This window comes from Streptomyces sp. NPDC050988 (assembly GCF_044456225.1).
Taxonomy (GTDB): domain Bacteria; phylum Actinomycetota; class Actinomycetes; order Streptomycetales; family Streptomycetaceae; genus Streptomyces.
The window spans coordinates 174,127-199,378 of the sequence record NZ_JBITFQ010000008.1; the positions used below are offsets into that span (position 1 = coordinate 174,127).

Here is a 25,252-nt window from a genome sequence, read left to right on the forward strand (position 1 = left end):
TTCATCGGGTTCCATGCACCCCGGACCGGTTCGCCGTCAGGAGGCTGAGGCCCAGTGGAGTGGGGACGTGCAGCACGGTGTTGCGGTCGCGGACCGACGCGGTCAGGCCGGCCTCCCGCAGGATCCTGACGTGTTCGCTGACCGTCGCGGAGGTCACTCCCGCGCGCCGGGCCACCTCGCTCGTGGTGCCGCCGTCCTCCAGGGCGTGGAGGACGGCGGCCCGCCCCTGGCCGATGAGTCTGCCGAGCGTGCGGGGCCCGGCACCCGACTGCTGGGGCAGCCACCAGTGGTGGGTCCGGGCGACCGGATAGACCAGTACGGGCGGCAGGCTCGGATCGGTGAGCGTGATCGGTGCCTGCCAGCAGAAGACGGACGGCACCAGGAGCAACCCCCTTCCGTCGAGCCGCAGTTCACGGTCGAGCGGATACTCCGCCTCCAGATGGGGCGGCCGCCAGCGCAGTGCCGGACCCAGGCTCGACAGCAGCGCCTCGACGCCGCCGCTCAGCATCTCCCGCGCCCGCACCACCCGGTCGGCCTCGATCTGCGCCCGCACGGCGGACCAGTACGGGGTCAGGGCCGCGTGGAAGTAGCCGTGCAGCGCCTGCCCGAGGTTCTCCAGCGCCGCCGGCTCACCGTCCGCGAGGGGACGCAGCCACGACGGTGCCTCGGTGAGTACGTTCATCTCCTCGGCCAGCCGTCGGCGAGGCGTGGACAGAATCGCCCGCACACCCTCCGCCAGCCCCTGGGAGGCTTCCGCCGGATTCAGGAAGTCGGGGAAGCTGCCCCGGGGCGGTGCCAAAGTCCTCACCAGGTGCAGCTGGTGACGGGGCAGCCGCCGCAGCCCGGCCCGCGCCTGCGCGCGCCACGCGCCGAAGACGGCCCGGCCCTGACGCGTCGCCAGCAGGTTCGCGCTGAGCACGGTCTCCCACAACGGGTCCGGCGCGGCGGCGACTCGGGTTCTGAGCAGGTCTTCGCACGTGAAATGCACTCGGAGCACGGCAAACTCTCACAGTCGCTGGTGCGATCGGCTGAGGCGTCGGCGCGAAATGTCCCCCTGGATACGAAGATCACGAAAACTCCTTTCGCGCCGACTCGCCACCACCATTCCCCGGATCACCGCACGCCACACGGCCGCGAGGACCGTCGCGCGCACCACCCTTCCGGCACGCCACCAGCCCTTTTCGGCGCGCGCCGAAACACCTGGCAGGAACAGTCGGCAGCGGGCAGCCTGAAGGGCGTACGCGACCAAGATCTTCACAACGGCCAAGGGGGAAGAACGACATGCGCAAACGTGCTGCTTTCGGGGCGGTGGCGGCCGCGGCTTTCACTGCCGTGCTGGCCACCGCGCCGAGTGCTTCGGCCGAACCCAATCCGCCCGGGTGCGGGAAGGAGTACTTCTGCGCCTACAGCGGAGAGAACCAGACCGGCCGGCTCGTCCTCAAGACCAAGGGGAACTGGTCCGGGAACGTCGCCATCCGCTCGGTGTTCAACAACGGGGTCGCCTTCCCGGGCGCCGACCACGTCGACGTGACGTACACGTCGCCCGGCGGCGGCGGGGAAACGGCCTGTCTGCACTACAACCCCGGCCCCGGCGCCTACAAGGTGAACGCGGCCGCCGGCGTCCACATCACCAAGGTCGTATGGCGCGGCGAGTGCTGACAACGCGCATGCTGACCACACGAGCAACGCGCGTGCTGACCACACGAGCGCTGACCACGGAGGAGTCCTCATCATGCTGACCGGAAAGCGACTCGTCACCCTGGGCGCCGGAACCGTCGCGGCCGCCTTCCTCGGTGTCCTCGCCGTGTCCCCGACCGCGTCGGCTGAGGCGAACCCGCCCGGCTGCGGGAAGGGCAACTTCTGCGCCTACAGCGGCCCCGACCAGACCGGCCGGCTCGTCCTCAAGGTCGCGGGCAACTGGTCGGGCAACCTGTCCGTCGGCTCCATCTTCAACAACGGAACCGTCTTCCCGGGCGCGGACCACGTCGACGTGACATCCCTCCTGAGCGGCCAGCCGTCGACCGACTGCTTCCACTACAACCCGGGCCCCGGCAAGTACAAGGCCAACGCCGAGGCAGGCCTCACCATCACCCGAGTGGTCTGGCGAGGCGAATGCTGACCGGCTGACACGGCGGCCCGGTGGGGGCTGAGAGACAGGGGCGCAGCCCCTTGCTTTCAAGGGGCGCGGGGCTGTGACATTTTGCGGCTCCGCCGCGTGGGCGCGACCAGCCCCCACCGGCCCGCACCCAAAATCAAAACACCAGGCGGGACCCTAGTGCGGCCCCGCCTCCGCCGCACTGATCAGCGCCGCGAAAGCAATCACGGCGGCCCCCAGCGCGGTCACGAACCGAGCAGGGAAGAAGCGCGTGGCAATGCGTCGGAACACGGCGACAACCTCGCTTCGTCAACGTGGGCAACCTGGGCCAGCGTATTAAGTCTGCGTCATCGTGCGCTTAACGCGCCGCTTAACCTAGGGCGTGTTCGCCTCCGGGGCAAGGGCCGCATTGAGCCGATCGGCGGCCCGCCCGCCCGTCTTAACTGCCCTATTTCAACGGGAAGTTGAATAGCGTGCGGGTGTAAGTCGACTTACTGGCATGCTTACGCCATGGCCGAGCGCGACGACCCGGGAATCATCGGGCGCAGAGTGCAGCAGCTGCGTACGGAACGCGGGCTGACACAGAAGCAGTTGGCGGAACCCGCCTACACACCCGCGTACGTCTCCACGCTGGAGGCGGGCCGCGTACGGCCCTCCGAAGAGGCGCTGCGGCACATCGCGGAGCGGCTCGGGGTCGCGTACGAGGAGCTCGCCACGGGGCGGCCCGCACACCTCGCCACGGACCTGCGGCTGCGGCTCACCGACGCCCAGCGGACACTGGCGACCGGCGAGGCGGAGGTCGCCGCCGAGCAGTACACCGCGCTGCTCGCGGAGGCGGAGTCGCACGGGCTCAACGCCGAGTGCGCGGCCGCGCTCCTCGGCCTGGGCGAATGCGCCCTGGCCACAGGGGATCTGGGAACGGCCCGGCTGCGTTTCGAGGAGTCGGAGAAGCGGCTCGCGGACGCCCCGCTGCCGGTCCGGGTACCGGCCCTGCGCGGCCGGGCGGTCTCGCACTACCTCGCGGGCGAACTCCGGTACTCCTGCTACCTGCTGGAATCCACGATCGACGAGCTGAACCGTGGCGGGCTGCACGATCCGGACGCCCTGCTGCTGCTCTACGCGGCGATCATCGCCCCGTACATGGACATGGGCGCGCACGCGCGGGCCGCACAGGCCGCGGAGTACGCGCTCGCGCTGGCCCCGCAGGTCGGCGAGCCCGCGCTGCTGGCCCGAATGCACCGGTCCGTCGCCCGCACGATGATCGCCGAGGACCGCATCGCCGAGGCGGACGCGTCCCTGGGCAAGGCGGCGGAACTGTACCGCCAGCTCCAGATCCGTACGGAACTGGCCAACTGCCACTGGATGCGCGGGTACATGCACGCGCAGAACGGCGACATGGAGCGCGCCGAGAGCGAGTTGCGCGAGGCGCAGGCCATGCACTCGGCGCAGCGCGCCACGCTCTACACCAGCCAGGTCGCCGTGGAACTCGCGGACGTACTGCACCGGCGCGGGAAGTCGGACGAGGCGGCGGCCCTGCTCCACGACGTGCTCGGGGACCTGAGTTCGGAGCGCGGGGCCGTCCACTCCGCGGCCGCGCACCGGCTGCTCGGCATCATCGCGGAGGACGCCCGCGACACGGAGACCGCCGAGGAGCACTACGTGCGCGCGCTCAGCCTGCTTGAACGGGCCGGTGCGGCGGGTGACTTGGCCGACCTGTGCCGGTTGTTGGGGGATCTGTTGCGGCGTACGGGGCGGATCGAGGCGGCGTTGGACGCGTATCGCACGGGGCTGGGGCACCGGACTGCCCCGGGGACGACCACGCTTGGGCCGGCGCCGGCCCACCCGCCGCTCTGACGAGCATCTGATCCGCTCCGCGGGGGGGGGCGAGTTTTGACGTGCGGGTTGGTCGTGGCCAGGTGCGCGGTTCCTCGCGCCCCTAAAAGCGTGCTGGGTCTCGGCCCAGGAAGCCCGCCAGGCGGTCTGCGGCCGGGGCATCCTCCGCCACCGGGACGATGTCGCCGAAGGGCATGCCCTCGCCCCGGAACTTCGGCGGGAGGGTGGCCTCCGCGCGGGTCAGGATCTCGGCCGCCTCCTCCTCCGTGAAGGGGACCGGCTGCCCCGTGGCCACTGCCAGGTCCCAGCCGTGGACCGTGAACTCCATGAGGGTCATGTTGAGGACCATGGCGGCGGGCAGTTTGGCGTCGCCGGTCACGCCCACCTCGCGGTCGAAGCCGTACTTCTGCCATCCGGCGACCAGTCCGGCCGCCGCTGCACGGAACTCACCGGCGGGGTCCGGCCCCGACCGGTACCGCGCGGGGTCGGCGTCGTACGCGCGGCCGTGGCAGCGGGCCTCGAACAGCAGCAGCCAGCCGACGAGATGGTCGACCAGCGTCTCGACGTCGTAGTCCTCGCACGGCGTCGGAGCACCCAGCCGCCCGGGCTCGACGCCCTCGATGAGGTCACCGGTCTTGGACAGAACACCCGAAAGCAGTTCGATCTCATCCATGCCCGGAGTCTAGGAGTGCCCGCGCACGCCGGTCTTGAAGAAACGCGTCACGGCGACGGCCTCACGACGAGGGCATCGCGCCGACCGCGCGGACGTTCCCATCCCGGCCCGCGGGACGGCGTACGCACATACGCTGGCCCGGTGACCTCACCCGCCGCACGCACCGCGCTGGACCTCACCGCCGACCTGCCGGTCCCCGCCCTTGAGGACCTCTACCGGGATCTGCACCGTCATCCCGAGCTGTCGGGGCAGGAGCGCCGGACGGCCGCGAGGCTCTCCGAGCGGCTGGCCGGGGCCGGGTACGAGACGGTGGACGGCATCGGCGGCACCGGAGTCGTCGGGATGCTGCGCAACGGCGACGGGCCGACCGTCCTGCTGCGCGGCGACATGGACGCGCTGCCGGTCACCGAGGAGACCGGGCTGCCGTACGCGTCCGGGACGCCCGGGGTCATGCACGCCTGCGGTCACGACCTGCACGTCACCTGGCTGACCGGCGCCGCCGAGGCGCTCGCCGCCGGGCGCGACACCTGGAACGGCACACTGCTGGTCGTCGGCCAGCCCGCCGAGGAGACCGGTCAGGGCGCCGCCGCGATGGTCGACGACGGCCTGTACGAACGCTTTCCGCGCCCCGACGTCCTGCTCGCCCAGCACGCGGCCCCCGGTCCCGCCGGGCTGTACGCGCACTCGCCGGGACTGATCATGTCGGCCTCGACGGACGTCGACATCGTCGTGCACGGGGTGGGCGGGCACGGCTCGCGGCCGGAGGCGACCGTGGACCCGGTGGTGACGGCCGCGTACATCGTGACGAGGCTCCAGACGGTCGTCTCGCGGGAGATAGCCGCCCGCGAATCCGCCGTGCTCACGGTCGGCCGGATCGAGGCGGGCACGCGGCACAACATCATCCCGTCCGAGGCGCACATCGCCCTCAACCTCCGTACGCAGTCCGCCGAGGTGCGGGAGCGGATGCTCGCCGCGATCCGGCGGATCACGGCGGGCGAGTGCGCGGCGGCGGGCTGCCCGCGCGAGCCCACGGTGACGGTCGGCGGCAGCTTCCCGATCACGGTGAACGACGCCGACACCGACCGCCGGGTGGCCGCCGTGCACGGCGAGGTGTTCGGCGCGGGCACGGTCCTCGACTTCGGGCCCGTCATGGGCAGCGAGGACTTCCCGCTCCTCGCCGAGGGCGGACTCCCGTACGCGTACTGGTTCGTGACGAGCACACCCGCCGACGTGTGGGACGCGGCGGGAAGCGCGGCCGGGGGCGACCTGATGGAACAGCTCGCCGCCGTGCCCAGCAACCACAGCCCGCACTTCGCACCCGATCTGGCGACGGTCGGACCGGGCGTACGGACGCTGGTGTCGGGGGCGTTGGAGATGCTGTCGCCCCGATGAACCGGTCCCGGTGCTTTGCCCGGTAGCAGGTGCTACACCTGCGCCTGGAGTCGGCTGAGGTGCCGCTGGACATCGTCCAACGCCCCCTGCCGACGCCCCGGAACGCGCAGGCGCAGGTCGGCCAGCGCGGGACCGAGCTCACGGGCCCGCGCGGAGTCGCCGATACGGCCCCACTGGTGATGCGCCCGGTCCACGGCCGCCTCGACACCGGGCGCGCCCGGCTCCTGCCCGGCGGCCAGCCGTACGTCGGCCACCGCCAGCCAGATCCGGCAGCTCAGCTCCGCGTCCCCCGCGAACATGGCCAGATCCGCGCGTACTTCCATCCAGTGCACGACCTCGTCGGCCCCGGGCCCGTGCGCGCTCAGCGCTTCCCGCTCCCGCCGTCCGGCCAGCTCGGCGGCCTCGGCATGCCTGCCGCTCTCGACGGCGGCGGTGATCTCGGCGTGGGGGTCGGAGGGCGGGGGCGGAGACGAAGGTGCCATGGGGGAGGCGGGGGCCGGTACGGATGCCGGCAGGGACACCGGGACAGGCACGGGCGCGGGTCCGGGAGGGGGCGCGGGCCGGAATCCGGGTACGGGGTGCAGGGGCGGCTGTGCGGGATGCATGGGCTGTGCGGGCCGGGCTGGCCGCGTGGGGTCGACCGCCAGCACGATGTCCCGGCGGGCGGCCTCCGGGTCCTCGCCCGACGACCGTGTCAGCGCCTGCTGGTGGAGGTGCGCGAGCGGCGGGCGGTGACCGCTGCGGAGGATCGTGGCCACGGACTTCATGTACGTGGGCGACGCCACCGCGCGTCGCGGGGGCGGCGGGGCGACGCGGCCGTACAGCAGGGCGCCCGGTCCCACGGTGAGCGGCTGGGCGGCCAGGTGCTGCCAGGTCTCCGCGTCCGTGTGCAGGTCGACGACGACCGCCGTACTGCCCGGCGCACGCAGCCGGAGTTCCTCTCGGATCCAGTGCCAGGGGAAACCGGTGTAGCGGACGGTCGCGGCGGTCGTACGGGCCAGCGCGAGGTGCGGAAGCCGTTGGCGGCGGTCGAGTTGGAGCTGTCCGGTGAGGAAGACCGTCAGCGGTCCTGGGGCCGTCGCGGCGGCGCGCAGGCGGGTGAGGACGGCCTGCGGTTCCAGGGGGTCGGCCAGTTCGACGACGTTCGCCGTGTCCGTGCCGGAGAGCACGGAGGGGGCCACGGCGGCGAGTACGGGGAGTACGGACGCGGCGTCCACGAGGCAGCTCTTGCCTGTCGGCGACGCTGCGAGCAGCAATACGGTTCCTGGCATCGCCGTTGTCTCCTGCCCTTGGATCACCACGGTCAGCACGGTAACCGGTGCGGGTGCAAAGGGTGTTGGGGTGGGGGCGATAGGGGGTGGGTGGTGGGGGTTTGTTCGGCCTCTGCGGGTGGGTGGGGGCTTGTCGCGCAGTTCCCCGCGCCCCTAGGGGGCGGCTCCGCCGGCCCCCTGAGGCGCCGGCCTCACCGCGAAGATCGTGGTGTCGTCCGCCACGTGGTCCGTGCTGTGGTGGAGGGTGCCGTCGCGGACCAGTTCCACCAGGCGGTGGGGGTGGGCGGCCTTGGGGTCGGTGGAGACGGCGAGGGTCACGCGTTCGTGGAGGGGGAAGAAGACGCCGTCCGCGTCACGGGCCTCGGTCACGCCGTCGGTGACGAGGAGGAGGGTCTCGTCTGCGGCGAGGGGGACCCTGCGGACGGGCGGGACGCCCGCGCCGGACCCGGCCAGCGCTGAAAGACCCAGCGGGAGTCCGTCGCCGGGCGGCAGGACGCGTACGCCGCGCGGGCCCGCCACCAGCGGGGGTTCGTGGCCGAAGTTGACGACCTCGATGTGGCCCGCGGGGGAGCCCGGGGGCGGGAAGGCAACGAGGACCGCGGTCGCGAAGCGCTCCACGCCCCGTTCGGGGTCGCCGTCCAGGTCCTCGCCGAGGTCCGTGACGTACTGGCGGTGGCGGCCCATCCGTACCTCCAGCCGTTCCGCGACGACGGTCAGGGAGGCCTCGTGGTACGCGGACTCGCGGAACGTGCCCAGCAGGGCGGCGGCGGCCGCGACCGCGGGCAGGCCCTTGCCCTGGACGTCCCCGAGGAGGACCCGGGTGCCGTGCGGGCCGGGCTGGATGTCGTAGAAGTCGCCGCCGACGCGGGCCTCGCTGTCGGCGGCCAGATACACGGCCGCGTGGTCGAGCCCGCCCCACGGGGTGGGGAGGGGGCGCAGCACGGTACGGCGGGTCGTGTCGGCCACGTCCCGCATGTGCAGCATCCGGCGCTCCTCCCGGACCCGTACGGCACACGCGAGCGTCGCCAGGGCTCCGCCCACGGCGACGAGGATGAAGTCCGGCAGGCCGGTCTGGTCCTGGTGCGGCCAGGAGGCGTCGACCTCGATGTAGGTGAGGAGCGCGAGGACGGCGAAGGCGGCGGTTCCCCGGACGCCGCAGATCGCCGCCGCGATGCCGGGGACGAGGACGATCCAGGAGATGACCCTGAACTCGCCCGAGGTGTTCCAGTCGACCACCGCGATGGCGATGAGCAGGAGGAGGGGTGGTACCCAGGCCACGCTGCGGTCGCGTACCCGGAGAAGCTGCTGCCGCCGGGCGCGGCGGGCCGGATCCGCGCCGCTCACCCGCCCAGCGAAGCACGACCGCGTGCTTGGCGCACGCCGACTCTCTTGCCCGGCTGCACCCTGGCCTGCCGCCGGCCCGTTTTCGGGTGCGGGCCCGGTGGGGGCTGGTCGCGCAGTTCCCCGCGCCCCTTAAAAGCAGGGGCTACCGCCCCTAAAGGCAAAAGACAGGGGCGCAGCCCCGGCTTTTGCCTTTAGGGGCGCGGGGAACTGCGCGCTCAGCCCAAACGCACCCGCACCCAACACGCCACGCCGACCCCCACCCACCCAGGGGCGCGGGGAACTGCGCGACCAGCCACAGGCAACCCGCACCCAAAAGCGAGCCGGCGGCAGCCAAGCCGCACACGACTTGCCAGGGCGCGCCCCCAGGTGTGCTCTGGAAGGCAGGGGCGAATGAGAGGAGTGCCCGATGACTCACGCGGCACCCGCACCACGCACACCCACCACCGCCACAAGAACGGCCGCGGCCTCCGCGAAACTCGCGATCCCGGCGCTGGGCGGCATCATCTACGGCTTCTGGACATCCGGCATCGACCGCCACTCGGGCCCGATCACCGGCTGGAACGTCCTCCTGGGCGTCGTCTCGGCGGTACTGTTCGCCGCGGTCGCCCAGGGCATTCACACCGTCGCCCCACGCCTCCCCCGGGAGGCCCGGGCGACCGCGTGGGCGGTGTTCGCGGGCATCTCGTTCGGGTTCCTCTACAGCCTCACGGACGCCAGCGTCCTCAAGTCCTCGGGCATCTCCCTCGTGATCGCCGGGGGCGTGTTCGCGATGGTGTTCTACCGCTACTACACGACCGAGGACTGAGCCGGACCACACGACCGAAGACTGAACCGGCGAACGACGCACCACCGGCCTGTGCCCATCGGGCACAGGCCGGTATACGTGTGCGGGTGGCCCGGGCCTCACCCACATCTCCCCGTCCCGGGCCACCCGTTCTCCTCGGACTCACCGCCCGCCGGGCACCCACTCCCAGCTCGAGCCCGAGGCGTCCCAGGAGCCGGAGAAGCTCCAGTTCCACGAACCGGACGCGCTCCAGGAGCCGGAGGGGCTCCAGGAACCGTCGTCGCAGCCGTTGCAGCCCCCCGAACCGTCGTGCCACCGGTCCTTCCAGGCGCCCTCGCAGGGGTCGGAGCACCGCGGCACCCCCGCCCCGCCTATGTCCACGAACGCGGCACTCGCCCAGGCACGCGCCCCGACGAGCCAGTACCAGTGCGGGTTGCCGAACACGTGCGAGCCGCGCGCCACACAGGCGACCCGGTCCTGGTTTGACGGTGCCCCACACCGGATCCCCGGAGCCGCCGTGGCCGGAACTGGCCGCCGCTAACCCTCCGGACGTCGTACCGCCCGCCGTCGCCGTACCGGCAGAAGCCGTACCGGCCGCGGCCACCGTCAGCACACCGCCGCCGACCAGGGGGATCGCAAGGGTCCGCAGGGCCGGAGTGATGCCCATGATCGGCCTCCTTCTCCCCGCCTCCGTCCCCAGAACCAGGAAACACCCGTTCGGGTGAACCCTCCACCGGAGCCCAGGGAGCACGGCGGAGAAATCTCCTGCGGGCCCACCGATGAGTTTTCGTGCGCCCCGGGGTCTGCATCCCGAGACCGATCGAGAACTGCATCGACAGACCGATGCCCTTCGGGCTCCGCGGACGCACCCTGAGAGCCACGGAAGCGGCGCGAGGGACCTCGAAGACCTCGAAGACCTCGAAAACCAACAGCAGGCACGAGAGAACGACGCGGATGGGCGGACCGACATGACGAGCAAGAACCGCACCGACCAATGGGCCGGGCCGGCCATCGAGACCGCGGGTCTGGTGAAGACCTTCGGCGACAACCGCGCCGTCGACGGCGTGGACCTGCGCATCGAGGCCGGCACCGTGTACGGCCTGCTCGGGCCGAACGGAGCCGGCAAGACGACGACCGTGCGCATGCTGGCGACCCTGCTGCGCCCCGACGGCGGCGAGGCCCACGTCTTCGGCCACGACGTCGTACGGGAGGCGGACGCCGTACGGACCAGGGTGAGCCTCACCGGGCAGTACGCCTCGGTGGACGAGGACCTGACGGGCACGGAGAACCTCGTGCTGCTGGCCCGGCTGACGGGCCACAGCAAGAAGGCCTCGTACGACCGGGCGGCCCAGCTCCTCGACGCCTTCGGCCTGTCGGACGCGGCGGCCCGCCAGGTGAAGAACTACTCGGGCGGCATGCGGCGCCGTATCGACATCGCCGCGTCCATCCTCAACACCCCCGACCTGCTGTTCCTGGACGAGCCGACGACGGGCCTCGACCCGCGCAGCCGCAACCAGGTGTGGGAGATCGTGCGGGCGGTCGTCGCCCAGGGGACCACGGTCCTGCTCACCACCCAGTACCTGGACGAGGCCGACCAGTTGGCGGCCCGGATCGCCGTCATCGACAAGGGCAAGGTCATCGCCGAGGGCACCAAGGGCGAGCTGAAGGCGTCGGTGGGCGCGGGAGCCGTGCACGTACGGCTGCGGGACGCACACCAGCGCCCCGACGCCGAGCGGCTGCTGAGGCAGGCCCTCGACGCGGACGTCCAGCTGGAGCCGGACCCGGTGGCACTGACGGCCCGGGTCGGCAACGGCTCCTCGAACGGGGCCGGGGCCGCCGAGAAGGCGTCCCGTGCCCTCGCCGAGCTGGCCCACGCGGGCATCACCGTCGACAACTTCTCCCTGGGCCAGCCGAGCCTGGACGAGGTGTTCCTCGCCCTCACCGGCAAGTCCGACCACGCACAGACGTCACCCCAGCCGCCGACGCAGCAGACACCGCAGCAGACGAAAGAGGCCACGGCATGAGCACCGCGACCAAGCCCACCAACGGCACAGACACCGCCGACCTCGCGCCGGTCAGTACCGAGAGCCTGGCCGCGCTGCTCGTCGCCACCGAGCGCCCGCCGCGGCCGAACGCGATCCAGACGTCCCTCACCTTCGGCTGGCGCGCGATGCTCAAGATCAAGCACGTGCCCGAGCAGCTCTTCGACGTGACGGCGTTCCCGATCATGTTGGTGCTGATGTACACGTATCTGTTCGGCGGCGCCCTGGCGGGCTCCCCGCGCGAGTACATCCAGTACCTGCTGCCCGGCATCCTCGTCATGTCCGTCACCATGATCACGATGTACACGGGTCTCGCGGTCAACATCGACATCGAGAAGGGTGTCTTCGACCGCTTCCGCTCGCTGCCCATCTGGCGTCCGTCGACGCTGGTCGGCTATCTGCTCGGGGACGCCCTGCGCTACGCGATGGCGTCGGTCGTGATGCTGTCGGTGGGCCTGATCATGGGCTTCCGCCCGGACGGCGGTGTCCAGGGAGTGCTCGGCGGGGTGCTCCTCCTGATCGTCTTCTCCTTCGCCTTCTCCTGGGTGTGGACCATGTTCGGCCTGCTGCTGCGCACGGAGAAGTCGGTGATGGGCGTCAGCATGATGATCCTGTTCCCCCTGACCTTCCTGAGCGACATCTTCGTCCGCCCCGAGACGATGCCGGGCTGGCTGCAGGCCTTCGTCAACAACAACCCGATCACGCATCTGTCCTCGGCGGTGCGCGGTCTGATGGACGGCTCCTGGCCGGCCGCGGAGATCGCGTGGTCGCTGGGCTGGGCCGGACTGCTGGTCGCGGTCTTCGGCCCCGTGACGATGCGGCTCTACAACCGCAAGTAGCGCGGTTCCACCACCACACGCTCTCCCGGGGGCCCGGACGGTCGCCGTCCGTCCCCCGGAAGAACGCAATCCAGGCCCGGATGCAGTCACCCCGGCCGTGCCCCGATGGCGGAGGTCACGGCCGGGGTTCTTGCTTGAGGGGTGCGGAAAGTCCTCTCGGCGCTGCTGATCGTGCTCGCCTGCGTCCTCGTGCCGCTGGGCGGGCTCTCGGCATGGGCGAAGTACGAGATCGGCGACACCGGACGGTACGTCGACACGATGGCGCCCCTCGCCGCCGGGCCGGACGTGCAGAGCGCGATCGCCGACTCGGTCACCGACGGGGTCATGAACCAGATCGAGGTCGGACCGCTGGAGGGCGAGGTCCGCGCGTACGTGCGCAGGGCGGTGCGGTCCTTCACCGGTACGGAGGCCTTCCGCGCCGCCTGGAACACGGCGAACCGGGCCGCCCACGACGCCGTCCTGCGGGCCCTGCGCAGCGGCCGCGAGGGTGCCGTCACGCTCGACCTGGCACCGGTCACCGAGCAGCTGAAGTCCCAGCTGTCCTACGACCGGGTGCCGCTGGCGAACCGCATCCCCGTCGAGCACACCGAGGTCACGGTCCTCGAGGCCGAGGAACTGAGCACGCTTCGGAAGGGGTTCCACGTGCTGGAGATCGCGGGCTTCTGGCTCCCTCTCGCGGCGGTCGCCCTGGCCGTCGGCGGCATCCTGCTGGCCGTACGCCGTCGCCAGGCCGTCACGGCCACGGCACTCGGCATGGCCCTGGGCGCCGCCCTGCTGGCCCTCGCCACGGTCATCGGCCGTGCCCTGACGCTCGCCGACCTGCCCACCCATGTGTCCCGGGCGGCGGCGGGCACGGTCTACGACGCGCTGACCTCGACCCTTCGCACGGCCACCTGGTTCATCCTGGCCCTCGGCCTCACCGTGGCCGCCGTGACCTGGCTCATGGACCACCACGTGCGACGTCGCGCAGCGTCCGCAGCGCCCGCCCCAGTGCCGGCACCGGAACCGACGCGAGCCCGAGCCTGACGGCGTCCGGCGCCGCCTGCGCCCCCACCGCGAAGACGGGCCCCGGCGTGACCGCGATCCCGCGCGCCGCCGCGGCCGCCGTGAAGGTGTCCGCGCGCCACGGCGACGGCAGCTCCCACCAGGCGTAGTACGCGGACGGATCGGCGCGTATGGCGAATCCGTCGAGCAGTTCCGCGACGACCCGCTGCCGCCGGGCGGCGTCCGCACGCCGGTCGGCGACCAGCCGGTCCACGACCCCGTCCTGGATCCACCGCGTCCCCGCCTCCAGCGCGAACCGTCCCGCCGTCCATCCGCCCGACCGCAGCGCCCCCGCCGCCGCCTCGACCCGCCCCTCGGGCACGACGAGAAAGCCGACGGTCAGCCCGGGCGCGACCCGCTTGGACAGTCCGTCGACGACATGGACGCGCTCGGGGGCGTACGCGGCGAACGGCACGCCCTCCTCGTGCAGAAACGACCAGATCCGGTCCTCCACGACGGGCAGCCCCAACTCCCGTACCACCTGGGCAAGTTCACGCTTGCGCGCGTCCCCCATCGTGGCCGAGGTGGGATTGTGCAGGGTCGGCTGGACGTAGAGGGCGGAGAGCGGCGCGGAGCGGTGGGCTGCCGCGACGGCCCCGGGCAGCAGCCCTTCCCCGTCCGTCTCCAGCGGTACGAGCACGCACCCGATCCGCGCCGCGATCTCCTTGACCAGCGGATACGTCAACTCCTCCACCCCCACCCGCCCGCCGGGCCGTACCAGCGAGGCGAGCGCGCCCGCGATGGCCTGCCGTGCGTTCCCGGCGAAGAGGAGCTGCTCCGGGCGGGGCCGCCACCCCGATCCGGCCAGCAGCCCTGCGACAGCCTCTCGCGCGGCGGCGGTCCCGGTGGCGGGCACGGCACGGGTCACCTCCCCCAGCACATCGGCCCGCAGCAGCGGCACGAGTCCGCCGGCCAGCAGCTCCGACTGCCCTTCCAGGGACGGGTAGTTGAGCTCCAGGTTCACTACCGCCGCGGTAGCCGCCGGCTCGGCGAGCGCCCGCCCCGACGGCACCGGCGCCGCCCGTACGAAGGTGCCGCGCCCGACCTCCCCGACGACCAGGCCCCGCCGCACCAACTCCCCGTACACACGCCCTGCGGTGGACCCCGCGATGCGCCGCCGCTTCGCGAACACCCGCTGCGGCGGCAGCCGTTCACCGGCCTTCAGCCGCCCCGTGAGGATCTCCTCGGCCAGCCGGTCGGCGATCCGCCGGTAGTCCTCCACGCCCACCCCTCCCTGGATTGCACCGAGGGCAAAGATCTTATTGCACCGAGGAGTTCCCGGAATCTAGGGTCCTGAACATGGCTCCCTTCCTCCTGTACGAGGACAAAGGCGCGCATGCCTCAACCTCCGTGCCCCTTGTCCTGATCCACGGCCACCCCTTCGACCGCACCATGTGGGCCCCGCAGGTGGCCGCCTTCTCCCCGGACCGCCGGGTGATCGCCCCCGACCTGCGCGGTTACGGCAAGTCCCCGGTGGTCCCCGGGCTGACCCCGCTCGCCACCTTCGCCGAGGACATCGCGGCCCTCCTCGACGACCTGGGCGTACGCGAGTTCGCGCTGGCCGGTCTTTCCATGGGCGGCCAGATCGTCATGGAGTGCTACCGGCAGTTCCCCGAGCGCGTCCGGGCACTGGTCCTGGCGGACACGTTCCCGGCGGCCGAGACCCCGGCCGGCCGGAAGTCCCGCAACGACATGGCCGACCGGCTGCTCCGCGAGGGCATGCGGCCGTACGCCGACGAGGTCCTGCACCGGATGGTGGCCCCGTACGCCCGTCCGGACGTGGCCGCCCACGTCCACCGCATGATGACCTCCACGTCCCCCGAGGGCGCGGCGGCCGCCCTGCGGGGGCGGGCGGAGCGGCCCGACTACCGCGAACTGCTGACCCGCGTCACCGTTCCGACGCTGGTGGTGGTCGGCGAGGACGACGAGTACACGCCGGTGGCGGACGCGCGGGCCATGCACGCGGCGATCCCTGGTTCCGCGCTCCAGGTCGTCCCGCGAGCGGCCCACATGCCGAACCTTGAACAGCCGGAGCAGTTCAATGCGGCCCTGGCCGCGCTTCTGCGTCGTCTTTGAGTGCGGCCCGGTGGGGGCTGGTCGCGCAGTTCCCCGCGCCCCTAAAGACAAAAGCCGGGCTGCGCCCCCGGCTTTTGTCTTTAGGGGGCGGTAGCCCTTGCTTTTAAGGGGCGCGGGGAACTGCGCGACCAGCCACGACACACCCGCACCCGGCAGCAGCCCTCAACCGTCCACCCACATCCCCCGTCTTTGAGAGAGGATCCACCAAACGGAACGGAAGGGGGCGAACTTGCGCAGCGCGACAGCTGAGGAAGACGAGTGGACGGACGACACCCCGGTGTCACGCCACGGCGGAACCCGGGCCGGCGCCTGGTTCGCCGCACTCCTGCTCGCCGGCGTGAGCACAGTCGTCGGCTGCCGCATCGCGGACACCGACGGCATCACCCCCGTACCCCAACTGCTCGCGTTCCTGCCCTGGCTCCTCGCCCCCACCGCGGTCGCCCTCCTCTTCGCCGCCCTCACCCGCTGGCGCCTCGGCCTCGTCTGGAGCCTGGCCGTGCTCGCCGCACTCGCCTGGTACATCGAGCCGTACGGAAAGACGTCCCAGCCCAAAGGCGCCCCGGTCGCCGAACTCCGCGTACTCACCTCGAACGTCGAGTTCGGCCAGGCCACGGACGAACTCATCGACGCGATCAGGGACCAGCGCCCCGACCTCGTCTTCGTCCAGGAGTGCGAGTACGGGTGCGAGGAGAAGCTGGAGCAGGCCTTCGGAAAGGGCAACAGCAAAGGGGACAACGGCTCCTATCCGTATCGGCAGGCGGTCGAAGGCGCGGGCTCAGACGGTTCGGTCATCCTCAGCCGCCATCCGCTCAAGCCTGCCGCGGGCATCCGAGCGACGATGGGCATGCCCGGTGCCACGGCCGATGTGAAGGGCCACGAGATCCGGCTCCAGCTGGCCCATCCCATGCCCCCGCTGCCGACGCACCTGTCCACCTGGCGCGAGGAACTGTCCGACCTCCGCGACTACGCGGCGGCGAACCGCACCCGGCCCACCGTCCTCGCGGGCGACTTCAACGCCTCCCAGGACCACGCGGCCTTCCGCCGGATCCTGGACGCCGGGTTCGGGGACGCCGCCCGCCTCACCGGCGACGCCCGCACGCCGAGTTGGCCGGCCCGGACGGCCCCGCCTCTCGGCACCCAGATCGACCACGTCCTCGTGTCCCGGGACTTCTCGGCGAACAGGGCCCGCTTCCTGGACCTCGGAAACACGGACCACCGGACGCTCGTGGTGGATCTGACCCTCTTCAAGAAGCCGTAGATCAGGGGCTGGAGGGGGCCGGGCAGGGCCGAAAAGGCGACGCGGGCCGCCCCTGTGCAGGAGGGACGGCCCACGTCAGTGGGGGGTGGGTGGTACATCCAGGGGGACCTACCGGTCCTGGTTCACCTTCGCCAGTGCCTTCGCGAGGCCGTTGGCCCACAACTGGTCGACACGGGCCCGCTCGGCCGCGTTCGGGTTCGCGTTCGTGCAGGACGTGCCGGGCCCGCCGCCCGACATCAGCTCGCTGCAGGGCCCGGTGTAGTGGTCGGGGAGACCGAGCACGTGCCCGGTCTCGTGGGCGGTCACGCGCGTGGAGTCGTACCGCTCGTTCTGCGCGTAGTCGAGGAAGATGTAGCCGCTGCCGTGCCCGTCCGTGGAGGCGTACGAACCGCGGGAGTCATTGCCCTCGCGGTACGTGAAGTCGGCGTTGGAGCCGGACTGGAGCTTCACGTTCGAGACGGAGCTGTTCCAGATCTGGGTGCTGCGGGCTATCTCGGCGCTGAAGGAGGGCGCGGAGGACGCGTTGTAGACGACGGTGACGGCGGCGGCCTTCGGGTTCGCGGCGCGCTTCTCGGCCACGGACTTCAGCACCGCGTCGAAGAACGCCTTGTTGGCCTTGGCCTCCTCGCCGGAACCGTTGTAACCCGCGGACGGGGCGGCCGGGGCGATGGGCGCGGGCGCCGCGGCGGCCGGTACGGCCCCGAGCACGGCGGCCGTGAGGCCGAGCCCGACCGCGGCCGAGAGAACGGGTGTGGACAGACGGGTGGACAGTCGCATCGATGACTCCTTGAGTGGGGGGTGAAGTCGTCATCGGTGAGTGTCTGTGTCTGTGGGACGGCTGTGATGATGGCAATCGGAGATAGGACGCAGCTATCACCTGGTCGGAAACGATCATCAATGGTCGATCAATGATCACTTACCGATCGGTATCCGACCCAACTCGCCCCCTTCGGTTGGGGTTTGTGCGTCTGGTGCGGCTCGTGTGACCGTCCTAGGCTCACCGCATGGAGCTCGAGGTGAGGCACCTCCGCGCACTGTGCGCCATCGCCGACACCGGCAGCCTGCACCGGGCGGCCCGGCAACTCGGCGTGGCCCAGCCCTCGTTGAGCACCCAGCTCAAGCGCATAGAGCAGGAACTCGGCGGCCCGCTCTTCCTCCGTGAACGCACCGGCTGCCGGCCGACCCCGCTCGGCCGTATCGTCCTGGGCCGCGCCCGCCCGCTGGTGGCCGAAATGCGTGCCCTGGTCGCGGAGGCGCGGGCCGCCGCGAAGGACGACGACGGCCCCCAGATCCGGATCGGCTCCACCGCGAGCCGCGCCCTCGCGGGCTGGCTGCGCCGACTGCGCGCGCGGCAGCGCGAGCCGGTCCTGCAGATGGACGTCTCCCCGAACGCGCTGCTGCGCATGCTCGCCGACGGCCGTCTCGACGTCGCCTACGTGCACGAGGTGGAGGGCTGTCCGCTGCGCGTCCCGGAAGGGCTCGCCCTGCGCGTCCTGGTCGAGCGCGAGCCGCAGTTCGTCTCCCTGCCCGCCGACCATCCGGCGGCCGCGCGCCCGGAGGTCCAGCTCTCCGACCTGGCCGAGGACCGCTGGATGATCGATCCCACGGTGGACGGCGAGTGGGACGCGGTGCACCGGATGCTGCGGGCGGCGGGGCTCAATCCCCGTGTGCTGCACGGCGATTACCACACGGCCGCGTCACTCGTCGCGACCGGTGAGGTCGTCACGGTGTGCCAGCCGACGTGTCAGCCCGGGCCGACGATGGCCGTCCGGCGGATTCAGGGGGATCCGCTGGGTGTGCGGTTGTTGCTCGCGGCGCGTTCGGAGGGGGAGCTGGACTCTGTGTTTCCCGGGCTGTGGGAGGCGTATTCGGAGGTTGCCCGGGAGGCGCCGGGGTATCGGGAGTGGCTGGATCGGGTGGGTGTGTAGGTGCGGGTCGTGTGACGGGTGCGGGTCCGTCGGGGCTTGGTGCGCAGTTCCCCGCGCCCCTAGGTGGCTAGGGGGCGCCCTATCTCGGATAGGGCGCCCCCATCCCCCGTATCAAATGCCGATGTCGCAGCCGTCCTTGCGCCAGACTGCCACCACTGCCGGTCGGACGATCTTGCCGGGGCCGTCGGGCCAGATGCTCGCCGGGTTCTCGACGGTCGCGCCGGTGATCTCGCCCGGGTGCTGGACCGCGACGAGGACGCGGCGGTCCTGGACGATGGGGCCGCAGGTCTCGGCGCCCTTCGGCACGGTGAGGAACTGCTTCAGCTCACCGCGGCGGTCGCCCTTCGTGGCTACGCCGAACAGGCCGTCGTGGGAGCCGAGCTGGGCGCCGTCGGTGGAGATCCACAGGTTGCCGTGCGGGTCGAAGGCCACGTTGTCGGGGCAGGAGATCTGGCTGACCTGGTCCTTGGGGAAGCCCGCGAAGTACGTGGCCGGGTCCTTCGGGTCGCCCGCGACGAGGAACAGCGACCAGGCGAAGGTCGTGGCGTCGGCGCGGTTGCGGCGCTCGGTGAGCTCCAGGACGTGCCCGTGCTTGTTGGCGTTGCGCGGGTTGGCCTCGTCCGCCTTGGCGTTGGAGCCGACACCGCGGTTGGTGTTGTTGGTGAGGGCGACGTAGACCTTGCCGGTGTGCGGCGAGGGCTGGATGTCCTCGGGGCGGTCCATCTTCGTGGCGCCGACCTTGTCACCGGCGAGGCGCGTGAAGACGTACACCTCCTCGGCGGTCATGCCCTCGACGTGCGAGACGGCGCCCTTGGCGGTGGCGGTGGCCAGCGGGATCCACGTACCGCTGCCGTCGAACTCGCCGTCCGCCGGGAGCTTGCCCGTGCCGTCGATCTCGGTCGCCGGGGAGTCGCCGGTGAGCTTGGCGACGTACAGGGTGCCCTCGTCGAGGAGGGTCAGGTTGTGCTCGCGGGCGGAGCGGCTGTTGCCGTGGCGCATCCGCTTGCTGCCGACGAACTTGTACATGTAGTCGAAGCGCTCGTCGTCACCGGAGTAGGCGACCGGGCGCCCGTCGTCCGTGAGGCGGATGGTCGCGCCCTCGTGCTTGAACCGGCCGAGCGCGGTGCGCTTGCGGGGCGTCGAGGTGGGGTCGTACGGGTCCAGCTCGACGATGTAGCCGAAGCGGTGCACCTCGTTCGGCTCCTGGGCGACGTCGAAGCGCTTGTCGAAACGCTCCCACTTGCGCTCGGAGGCGCCGGTGCCGATGCCGTAGCGCGCGTCCGTGGGACGGCTCGCGTTGGCGAAGTACTGGTTGAAGTTCTCCTCGCCGTGCAGCGTCGTGCCCCAGGGGGTCTCGCCGCCGGCGCAGTTGTTGAGCGTGCCGAGGACCTTCTTGCCGGTCGGGTCGGCGGAGGTCTTGAGGAGGTTCGAGCCGGCCGCCGGACCGGTCACCCTGAACTCGGTGGTCGCGGTGACGCGGCGGTTGAGGTGGTGGCGGGGTACGGCGGTGAGCCTGCCGCTCTTCCTGTCCTCCTCGACCACGACGACGCCCAGACCGTGGGCGGCCCAGGCGGTCTCGGCCTGCTCGCGGGTGGGGTTGGCGGGGTCGTATCCCTTGAACATCAGGATTTCGTCCGTGTACTCGTGGTTCGCCACGAGCAGCTGGCGGCCGCGCTCGCCCGGCAGCGGGAGCAGGGCGAGGAAGTCGCAGTTGTAGCCGAACTGGCCCGCCTGCGCCTTGGCGGTCTGCTTGTCCGGGTCGAAGGCCGGGGCACCGCGCAGGATGGGCTCGCCCCAGCGGATGACGACGTTCTGGCCGTAGCCCTCCGGGACGGTCACGGCGTCGGCGGTGTTCGGCGCGACGGGGGTGAAGCGGAGGCCGCGGGCCGCCTTGCCGCCGGTGAAGGATGCGGGCGTGGCGGGCGTGCCCTCGGGTGCCTGGGCGGCGGCGGGGGTCGCACCCGCGCCGACGACCGCGCCCCCGGCGGCGGCGGTGACGGTCACGGCGGCTGCCGCGCGCATCATGGAACGGCGGCTGAGCGCTCCGGCGATGACGTCGCCGACGTATTCGTTGGCGCTGGTGTTGGGCGCCGGGTGAAAGCAGGCGTCACCACAGCGGTAGCGACAGGTCATCTCGGAACGGCCGCCCGGGTGTGAGGCGGTCGAACCGATCAACGGCAGCAGGTTGCGCACGTTCCCTCCCCTATGTCTGTGTCCGGCGTGACGCTATGGGCACGCCCGTTCGTGGGCGCAGCCATGAGGTGAACGAGGGGTGAACCCCCGCCGTCCGCAGGGGGGTCGAGGCAAAGGGGAGGTAAGGGGAACCTAACTTGGGGGCCATAATCGACCCTGCCCAAGATCTCCAAATCCTGCGGCTAACCTTACGTGTCCGTCCTGGCCAGGGATTGACGGAACCAACTCATGCGAAGGGTTGCGCACATGGGCATTCTCACCCGCCTGCGGAATGCGTTCGGAAAGTCACGCAAGGGGGACGCTGCCGCTGCTGCCGCCACCCCTGCCGCCGAGCCGAGCGTGCCGGCGGCCCGACAGGAGACGGCTCCCGAGCCGGTGCCTACGGCAACTGAGCCGAGCCCGCCGACCGAGCCGACTCGGTCGACTCAGCCGGAGGTCTCGGTGCCGGCCCCCGCCACCGAGCCCAAGGCATCAGTGGTGGAGGACCTGGTTTCGGCGGCCTTCGACAATGTGACGGTCCCGAAGCAGTCGTCTCCGACGGCAGAACCGGAAGTCACGGCCAAGCCTGCCAAAAAGGCCAAGGCCGAGCCGACAGCAGAGCCAGTGGTTGAGGCAGAGCCGACGGCAGAGCCGACAGCTGCGCCGGAGCCGGTCACCGAGACCGAACCGGTCGTCGAGACCGAACCGGTGGCAAAGGCCGAGCCCGTAGTCGAGGCCGAGCCTGAGCCGGAGACGAAGGCCGAGCCGGTCGTGGAAGCCGAGCCCGAGCCTGTTGTCGAGGCCAAGGCTGAGCCCGTCGTCGAGGCTGAGCCCGTCGTGACAGCCAAGGCCGAGCCCGTGGCCGAGGCTGAGCCCGTCGTCGAACCCGAGGCCGAGGTCAAGCCCGAGCCCGTCGTGGAGACGGAAGCGGTGGCGGAGGCCGAGGCCAAGCCCGTCGTCGAAGCCGAGCCCGAGCCCGTTGTCGCCGATGTGACCCCGGAGCCCGAGCCGGTCGTCGAGCCCGAGCCGGTCGTCGAGCCCGAGCCCGAGTCCGTGGTTGCCGAGGCCGTCCCCGCACCCGAGTCCGTGGTTGCCGAGGCCGTCCCCGCACCCGAGTCCGTGGTTGCCGAGGCCGTCCCCGAGGCCGAGCCGGTCGCGGCGCAGGCGGACGAGCCCGCGGCCGCCGACGGTGATGAGGCCCCACAGGGGCCACCCGCAGCCGACGACGAGACCGTCACGGGCGGTGCGGGCGGGAAAACCGAAGCGGACGAAGGCGAAGCCGAGTCCGCAGGGCCGGCACCCGCCGAGCCCATCGCGGAGCCCACCGCCGAGCCCATCGCCGCCGACGGCGGTCAGGCCCCACAGGGGCCACCCGCAGCCGACGACGAAAGCGTCACGGGCGGTGCGGGCGGGAAAACGGGCGCGGACGAAGGCGAAGCCGAGTCCGAGAAGACCGCCCCCGCCACCACCCTCACCCAGGTCAAGGCCCACGCCCCCGGCCTCCTCACCGCCTACAACGCCGCCACCTCCACCCTCGAAAAGCACAACCTCACCGGCACCCGCGCCAAGGTCTACCTCGTCCTCGACCGCTCCGCGAGCATGCGCCCGTACTACAAGGACGGCTCCGCCCAGGCCCTCGGCGAGCAGACCCTCGCCCTGGCCGCCCACCTGGACCCCACCGCCACGGTCCACGTCGTCTTCTTCTCCACCGAACTGGACGGCACCGGCGAACTCGCCCTCCCCGACCACGAGAACAAGATCGACGAACTCCACGCGGGCCTCGGCCGCATGGGACGTACGAGCTACCACGCCGCCGTACAGGAAGTCCTCACCCACCACGAGAAGTCGGACGCCCCCACGGCCCCGGCCCTCGTGATCTTCCAGACGGACGGCGCCCCGGACGCCAAGACCCCCGCGACCCAGTCCCTCACGGACGCGGCCAAGAACCACCCCGGCGTCTTCTTCTCCTTCATCGCGTTCGGCGAGCAGGACAACAAGGCGTTCGACTACCTCCGCAAGCTCAAGACGGACAACACCGCGTTCTTCCACGCGGGCCCGACCCCGCGCGAGCTCACGGACACGGAGGTCTACGAGGGCGTACTGGCGAACTGGCGCCCGTAGCCGACAGGCCGATAGCCCGACAGGAACACACGGGAAGCACCACCGGGCCGCCCGCCTCCCACCCCTTAAAAGGGGGAGCGGGCGGCCCACCCATGTCGGCTACGATTTCAAGGTTCGTAAGACGGTCGACGATCGAAGCATCACCCACCGAACCGTCACCCCACGTAACGACCCGGGAGCAGCCCGCAATGGCTCGACACCTCATCACCAGCGCCCTTCCGTACATCAACGGGATCAAGCACCTGGGCAACATGGTGGGGTCCATGCTCCCGGCGGACGTGTACGCCAGGTACCTCCGCCAGCGCGGCCACGACGTCCTCTACATCTGCGCGACGGACGAGCACGGCACCCCGGCCGAACTGGCGGCGAAGGAGCAGGGCCTCCCGGTCGACGAGTTCTGCGCCCAGGCCCATGACGCCCAGAAGGCGGTCTACGACGGCTTCGAGTTGGCCTTCGACTACTTCGGCCGCAGCTCGTCCCCCCAGAACCGCGAGATCACCCAGCACTTCGCCCGCCGCCTGAACGAGAACGGCTTCATCGAGGAGCGCGCGATCCGCCAGGTGTACTCCCCGGTGGACGGCCGCTTCCTCCCGGACCGTTACGTCGAGGGCACCTGCCCCCACTGCGGCTACGACAAGGCCCGCGGCGACCAGTGCGAGAACTGCACCCGCGTCCTGGACCCCACGGACCTCATCAACCCCAGGTCCGCGATCTCGGGCTCCACGGACCTGGAGGTCCGCGAGACGAAGCACCTCTTCCTCCTCCAGTCGAAGCTGCAGCACGAGGTCGAGGAGTGGGTGGCGCGGACCTCCGAAATGGCTCCGGAGTGGCCGCAGCTGGCCTCCTCCATCGCCCGCAAGTGGCTGAACGAAGGCCTGCACGACCGCGCAATCACCCGTGACCTCGACTGGGGCGTCCCGGTCCCGGCGGACACCTGGCCAGATCTGGCGGCGGAGGGCAAGGTCTTCTACGTCTGGTTCGACGCCCCGATCGAGTACATCGGCGCGACGAAGGAGTGGTCGGACAAGGACCCGGAGAACCGCGACTGGAAGTCCTGGTGGTACGAGGCGGACACGGGCGAGAACCCGGTCCGCTACACGGAGTTCATGGCGAAGGACAACGTCCCGTTCCACACGGTGATGTTCCCCGCCACGGAGCTGGGCGTCCGCGAGCCGTGGAAGAAGGTCGACTACGTCAAGGCCTTCAACTGGCTGACGTACTACGGCGGAAAGTTCTCCACGTCCCAGAAGCGCGGCGTCTTCACCGACCACGCCCTGGACATCCTCCCCGCCGACTACTGGCGCTACTTCCTGATCGCCAACGCCCCGGAGTCCGACGACTCGTCCTTCACCTGGGAGCACTTCACGGCGACGGTGAACAAGGACCTGGCGGACACCCTCGGCAACTTCGTCAACCGGGTCCTCTCCTTCTCCAAGAAGCGCTTCGGCGAGGAGGTCCCGGCGGGCGCGGAGGCGGGCGAGCCCGAGACGAAGCTGGGCGAGGAGATCGCGGCCCTTCTCTCGGAGTACGAGACCCAGATGGAGGCCCTCCAGTTCCGCAAGGCCGCGGCCGCCCTGCGCGCCCTGTGGTCGGCGGGCAACTCCTATCTGGAGGAGAAGGCCCCCTGGCTGGAGATCAAGACCAACCCGGACGGCGCGGCCCTCACCCTCCGCGTCGCGATGAACCTCATCCACCTCTACTCAGTGATCTCCGAACCCTTCATCCCGGCCTCCTCCAAGGCGATGCGCTCGGCGTTCGCCCTGCAGAACGACACGGCGACCTGGGCGACGCAGGCCGAGGCGAAGTCCCTGACCTTCCTCCCCGCCGGTACCCCCTTCACGGTCCCCCCGGTCCTCTTCGCCAAGATCACGGACGAGGACCTGGAAACGTACAAGGAGCGCTTCGGCGGCGCCCCGGAGTAATAGCAGCCACGCGCATCCGGAAACCGGGGTGACTGGACGTCGTAGCCGTACGACGTCCAGTCACCCCGGTTTTCTTGTGTGGGGCAGACCGGCGCGGCTCCTCTCAGGGTTGTCCGCCGTGCCGGTGGTCGGCTCGATGGGGGAGAAATCGGGAGCACAGTACGAGCAGCGCGCCAGACCGAACGTGGGCAAATGACCCTCTGGACAACCCCGAGCCCCGAGATATGGGTAGCCGCGTGATTGCGAATCTTGACTCCAATCGGGCGCCAGGGAGCAGGGGAGGTTTTCGGCCATCCTTCGACCTGGGAATAGACCGATCCGCTTGTGTCTTCACGGCTGGCAGGCAAGTAACCCATGACATTGACACAAAAATCCCGCTCGCAGCGAGGGCTCCCGCGAGACGCTTTCACGCCAGGCAAGAAATTAACTCTTGTTCTGTTTTGCTGGATTATGCCTAT

Annotated in this window: 21 protein-coding genes; 13 read left to right on the forward strand and 8 right to left on the reverse strand. The window is 71.0% G+C overall.

The window, feature by feature from the left end:
* Position 1: 1 nt before the first annotated feature.
* Entirely contained in the window at positions 2–997 is a 996-nt protein-coding gene (locus ACIBEI_RS20055) for a winged helix-turn-helix domain-containing protein (protein WP_398890535.1), read from the reverse strand.
* Between the two features lie 284 nt (positions 998–1,281).
* Between ACIBEI_RS20055 and ACIBEI_RS20060 the strand changes: the two genes are divergently transcribed.
* From ACIBEI_RS20060 to ACIBEI_RS20070, 3 genes are all read left to right on the forward strand, one after another.
* Entirely contained in the window at positions 1,282–1,659 is a 378-nt protein-coding gene (locus ACIBEI_RS20060; RefSeq protein ID WP_398890537.1) for a peptidase inhibitor family I36 protein, read from the forward strand.
* A 73-nt stretch (positions 1,660–1,732) separates the two neighbouring features.
* Entirely contained in the window at positions 1,733–2,119 is a 387-nt protein-coding gene (locus ACIBEI_RS20065; protein ID WP_398890539.1) for a peptidase inhibitor family I36 protein, read from the forward strand.
* A gap of 486 nt (positions 2,120–2,605) precedes the next feature.
* A complete protein-coding gene (locus tag ACIBEI_RS20070; protein WP_398890541.1) occupies positions 2,606–3,949 on the forward strand; it encodes a helix-turn-helix domain-containing protein in 1,344 nt (447 codons plus the stop codon).
* An 82-nt stretch (positions 3,950–4,031) separates the two neighbouring features.
* Here ACIBEI_RS20070 and ACIBEI_RS20075 read toward each other — a convergent pair whose 3' ends face one another.
* Positions 4,032–4,601: a TIGR03086 family metal-binding protein gene (locus ACIBEI_RS20075; RefSeq protein ID WP_398890543.1), complete on the reverse strand. Its 570-nt coding sequence runs from the start codon at positions 4,599–4,601 to the stop codon at positions 4,032–4,034.
* A gap of 141 nt (positions 4,602–4,742) precedes the next feature.
* On the opposite strand from ACIBEI_RS20075, the gene ACIBEI_RS20080 reads away from it, so the two are divergent.
* A complete protein-coding gene (locus tag ACIBEI_RS20080) occupies positions 4,743–5,993 on the forward strand; it encodes an amidohydrolase (protein ID WP_398890544.1) in 1,251 nt (416 codons plus the stop codon).
* Between the two features lie 32 nt (positions 5,994–6,025).
* Here ACIBEI_RS20080 and ACIBEI_RS20085 read toward each other — a convergent pair whose 3' ends face one another.
* The gene (locus tag ACIBEI_RS20085; protein ID WP_398890546.1) at positions 6,026–7,264 is read right to left on the reverse strand and encodes a hypothetical protein; all 1,239 of its coding nucleotides are present in this window, start codon (positions 7,262–7,264) and stop codon (positions 6,026–6,028) included.
* Positions 7,265–7,417: 153 nt separating this feature from the next.
* Positions 7,418–8,608 (reverse strand): PP2C family protein-serine/threonine phosphatase, encoded by a 1,191-nt coding sequence (locus tag ACIBEI_RS20090; RefSeq protein WP_398890548.1) that lies wholly within the window; start codon positions 8,606–8,608, stop codon positions 7,418–7,420.
* Between the two features lie 406 nt (positions 8,609–9,014).
* On the opposite strand from ACIBEI_RS20090, the gene ACIBEI_RS20095 reads away from it, so the two are divergent.
* On the forward strand, positions 9,015–9,413 hold the full coding sequence (locus tag ACIBEI_RS20095; protein WP_398890550.1) for a hypothetical protein: 399 nt from the start codon (positions 9,015–9,017) through the stop codon (positions 9,411–9,413).
* 141 nt (positions 9,414–9,554) lie between these two features.
* Here ACIBEI_RS20095 and ACIBEI_RS20100 read toward each other — a convergent pair whose 3' ends face one another.
* Entirely contained in the window at positions 9,555–9,854 is a 300-nt protein-coding gene (locus tag ACIBEI_RS20100; RefSeq protein ID WP_398890552.1) for a hypothetical protein, read from the reverse strand.
* A 506-nt stretch (positions 9,855–10,360) separates the two neighbouring features.
* Here ACIBEI_RS20100 and ACIBEI_RS20105 point away from each other — a divergent pair.
* From ACIBEI_RS20105 to ACIBEI_RS20115, 3 genes are all read left to right on the forward strand, one after another.
* Positions 10,361–11,416 (forward strand): ATP-binding cassette domain-containing protein, encoded by a 1,056-nt coding sequence (locus ACIBEI_RS20105; RefSeq protein WP_398890554.1) that lies wholly within the window; start codon positions 10,361–10,363, stop codon positions 11,414–11,416.
* Positions 11,413–12,273 carry an ABC transporter permease gene (locus ACIBEI_RS20110; RefSeq protein WP_398890556.1) on the forward strand — a complete coding sequence of 287 codons (861 nt, stop codon included), beginning with the start codon at positions 11,413–11,415 and terminating at the stop codon, positions 12,271–12,273. The genes ACIBEI_RS20105 and ACIBEI_RS20110 overlap by 4 nt, the downstream gene beginning before the upstream one ends.
* 141 nt (positions 12,274–12,414) lie before the next feature.
* The gene (locus ACIBEI_RS20115) at positions 12,415–13,299 is read left to right on the forward strand and encodes a hypothetical protein (RefSeq protein ID WP_398890558.1); all 885 of its coding nucleotides are present in this window, start codon (positions 12,415–12,417) and stop codon (positions 13,297–13,299) included.
* Here the strand turns inward: ACIBEI_RS20115 and ACIBEI_RS20120 are convergent.
* Positions 13,214–14,539 carry a PLP-dependent aminotransferase family protein gene (locus ACIBEI_RS20120; protein WP_398890560.1) on the reverse strand — a complete coding sequence of 442 codons (1,326 nt, stop codon included), beginning with the start codon at positions 14,537–14,539 and terminating at the stop codon, positions 13,214–13,216. The genes ACIBEI_RS20115 and ACIBEI_RS20120 overlap by 86 nt on opposite strands.
* A gap of 77 nt (positions 14,540–14,616) precedes the next feature.
* Between ACIBEI_RS20120 and ACIBEI_RS20125 the strand changes: the two genes are divergently transcribed.
* Positions 14,617–15,393, forward strand: coding sequence for an alpha/beta fold hydrolase (locus tag ACIBEI_RS20125; RefSeq protein ID WP_398890562.1), 777 nt, complete (start codon positions 14,617–14,619; stop codon positions 15,391–15,393).
* A 229-nt stretch (positions 15,394–15,622) separates the two neighbouring features.
* Entirely contained in the window at positions 15,623–16,651 is a 1,029-nt protein-coding gene (locus ACIBEI_RS20130) for an endonuclease/exonuclease/phosphatase family protein (RefSeq protein WP_398890564.1), read from the forward strand.
* Positions 16,652–16,759: 108 nt separating this feature from the next.
* Here ACIBEI_RS20130 and snpA read toward each other — a convergent pair whose 3' ends face one another.
* Complete coding sequence (snpA, locus tag ACIBEI_RS20135; protein WP_398890566.1) at positions 16,760–17,428, reverse strand: snapalysin; 669 nt, start codon at positions 17,426–17,428, stop codon at positions 16,760–16,762.
* Positions 17,429–17,655: 227 nt separating this feature from the next.
* Between snpA and ACIBEI_RS20140 the strand changes: the two genes are divergently transcribed.
* The gene (locus ACIBEI_RS20140; protein ID WP_398890568.1) at positions 17,656–18,579 is read left to right on the forward strand and encodes a LysR family transcriptional regulator; all 924 of its coding nucleotides are present in this window, start codon (positions 17,656–17,658) and stop codon (positions 18,577–18,579) included.
* A gap of 111 nt (positions 18,580–18,690) precedes the next feature.
* On the opposite strand, the gene ACIBEI_RS20145 is transcribed toward ACIBEI_RS20140, so the two are convergent.
* Complete coding sequence (locus ACIBEI_RS20145) at positions 18,691–20,772, reverse strand: PhoX family protein (RefSeq protein ID WP_398890570.1); 2,082 nt, start codon at positions 20,770–20,772, stop codon at positions 18,691–18,693.
* A gap of 246 nt (positions 20,773–21,018) precedes the next feature.
* Here ACIBEI_RS20145 and ACIBEI_RS20150 point away from each other — a divergent pair, with 246 nt between their 5' ends.
* Positions 21,019–22,872, forward strand: a complete 1,854-nt coding sequence (locus ACIBEI_RS20150) for a VWA domain-containing protein (RefSeq protein WP_398890572.1) — start codon at positions 21,019–21,021, stop codon at positions 22,870–22,872.
* A 188-nt stretch (positions 22,873–23,060) separates the two neighbouring features.
* Positions 23,061–24,794 (forward strand): methionine--tRNA ligase, encoded by a 1,734-nt coding sequence (metG, locus tag ACIBEI_RS20155; RefSeq protein ID WP_398890574.1) that lies wholly within the window; start codon positions 23,061–23,063, stop codon positions 24,792–24,794.
* Positions 24,795–25,252 lie beyond the last annotated feature (458 nt).

Coding starts and splice junctions, on each gene's coding strand:
- ACIBEI_RS20150 (WP_398890572.1), top strand. CDS start 21,019: ATGGGCATTCTCACCCGCCTGCGGAATGCGTTCGGAAAGTCACGCAAG.
- ACIBEI_RS20110 (WP_398890556.1), top strand. CDS start 11,413: ATGAGCACCGCGACCAAGCCCACCAACGGCACAGACACCGCCGACCTC.
- ACIBEI_RS20075 (WP_398890543.1), bottom strand. CDS start 4,601: ATGGATGAGATCGAACTGCTTTCGGGTGTTCTGTCCAAGACCGGTGAC.
- metG (WP_398890574.1), top strand. CDS start 23,061: ATGGCTCGACACCTCATCACCAGCGCCCTTCCGTACATCAACGGGATC.
- ACIBEI_RS20070 (WP_398890541.1), top strand. CDS start 2,606: ATGGCCGAGCGCGACGACCCGGGAATCATCGGGCGCAGAGTGCAGCAG.
- ACIBEI_RS20085 (WP_398890546.1), bottom strand. CDS start 7,264: ATGCCAGGAACCGTATTGCTGCTCGCAGCGTCGCCGACAGGCAAGAGC.
- snpA (WP_398890566.1), bottom strand. CDS start 17,428: ATGCGACTGTCCACCCGTCTGTCCACACCCGTTCTCTCGGCCGCGGTC.
- ACIBEI_RS20140 (WP_398890568.1), top strand. CDS start 17,656: ATGGAGCTCGAGGTGAGGCACCTCCGCGCACTGTGCGCCATCGCCGAC.
- ACIBEI_RS20105 (WP_398890554.1), top strand. CDS start 10,361: ATGACGAGCAAGAACCGCACCGACCAATGGGCCGGGCCGGCCATCGAG.
- ACIBEI_RS20065 (WP_398890539.1), top strand. CDS start 1,733: ATGCTGACCGGAAAGCGACTCGTCACCCTGGGCGCCGGAACCGTCGCG.
- ACIBEI_RS20125 (WP_398890562.1), top strand. CDS start 14,617: ATGGCTCCCTTCCTCCTGTACGAGGACAAAGGCGCGCATGCCTCAACC.
- ACIBEI_RS20060 (WP_398890537.1), top strand. CDS start 1,282: ATGCGCAAACGTGCTGCTTTCGGGGCGGTGGCGGCCGCGGCTTTCACT.
- ACIBEI_RS20095 (WP_398890550.1), top strand. CDS start 9,015: ATGACTCACGCGGCACCCGCACCACGCACACCCACCACCGCCACAAGA.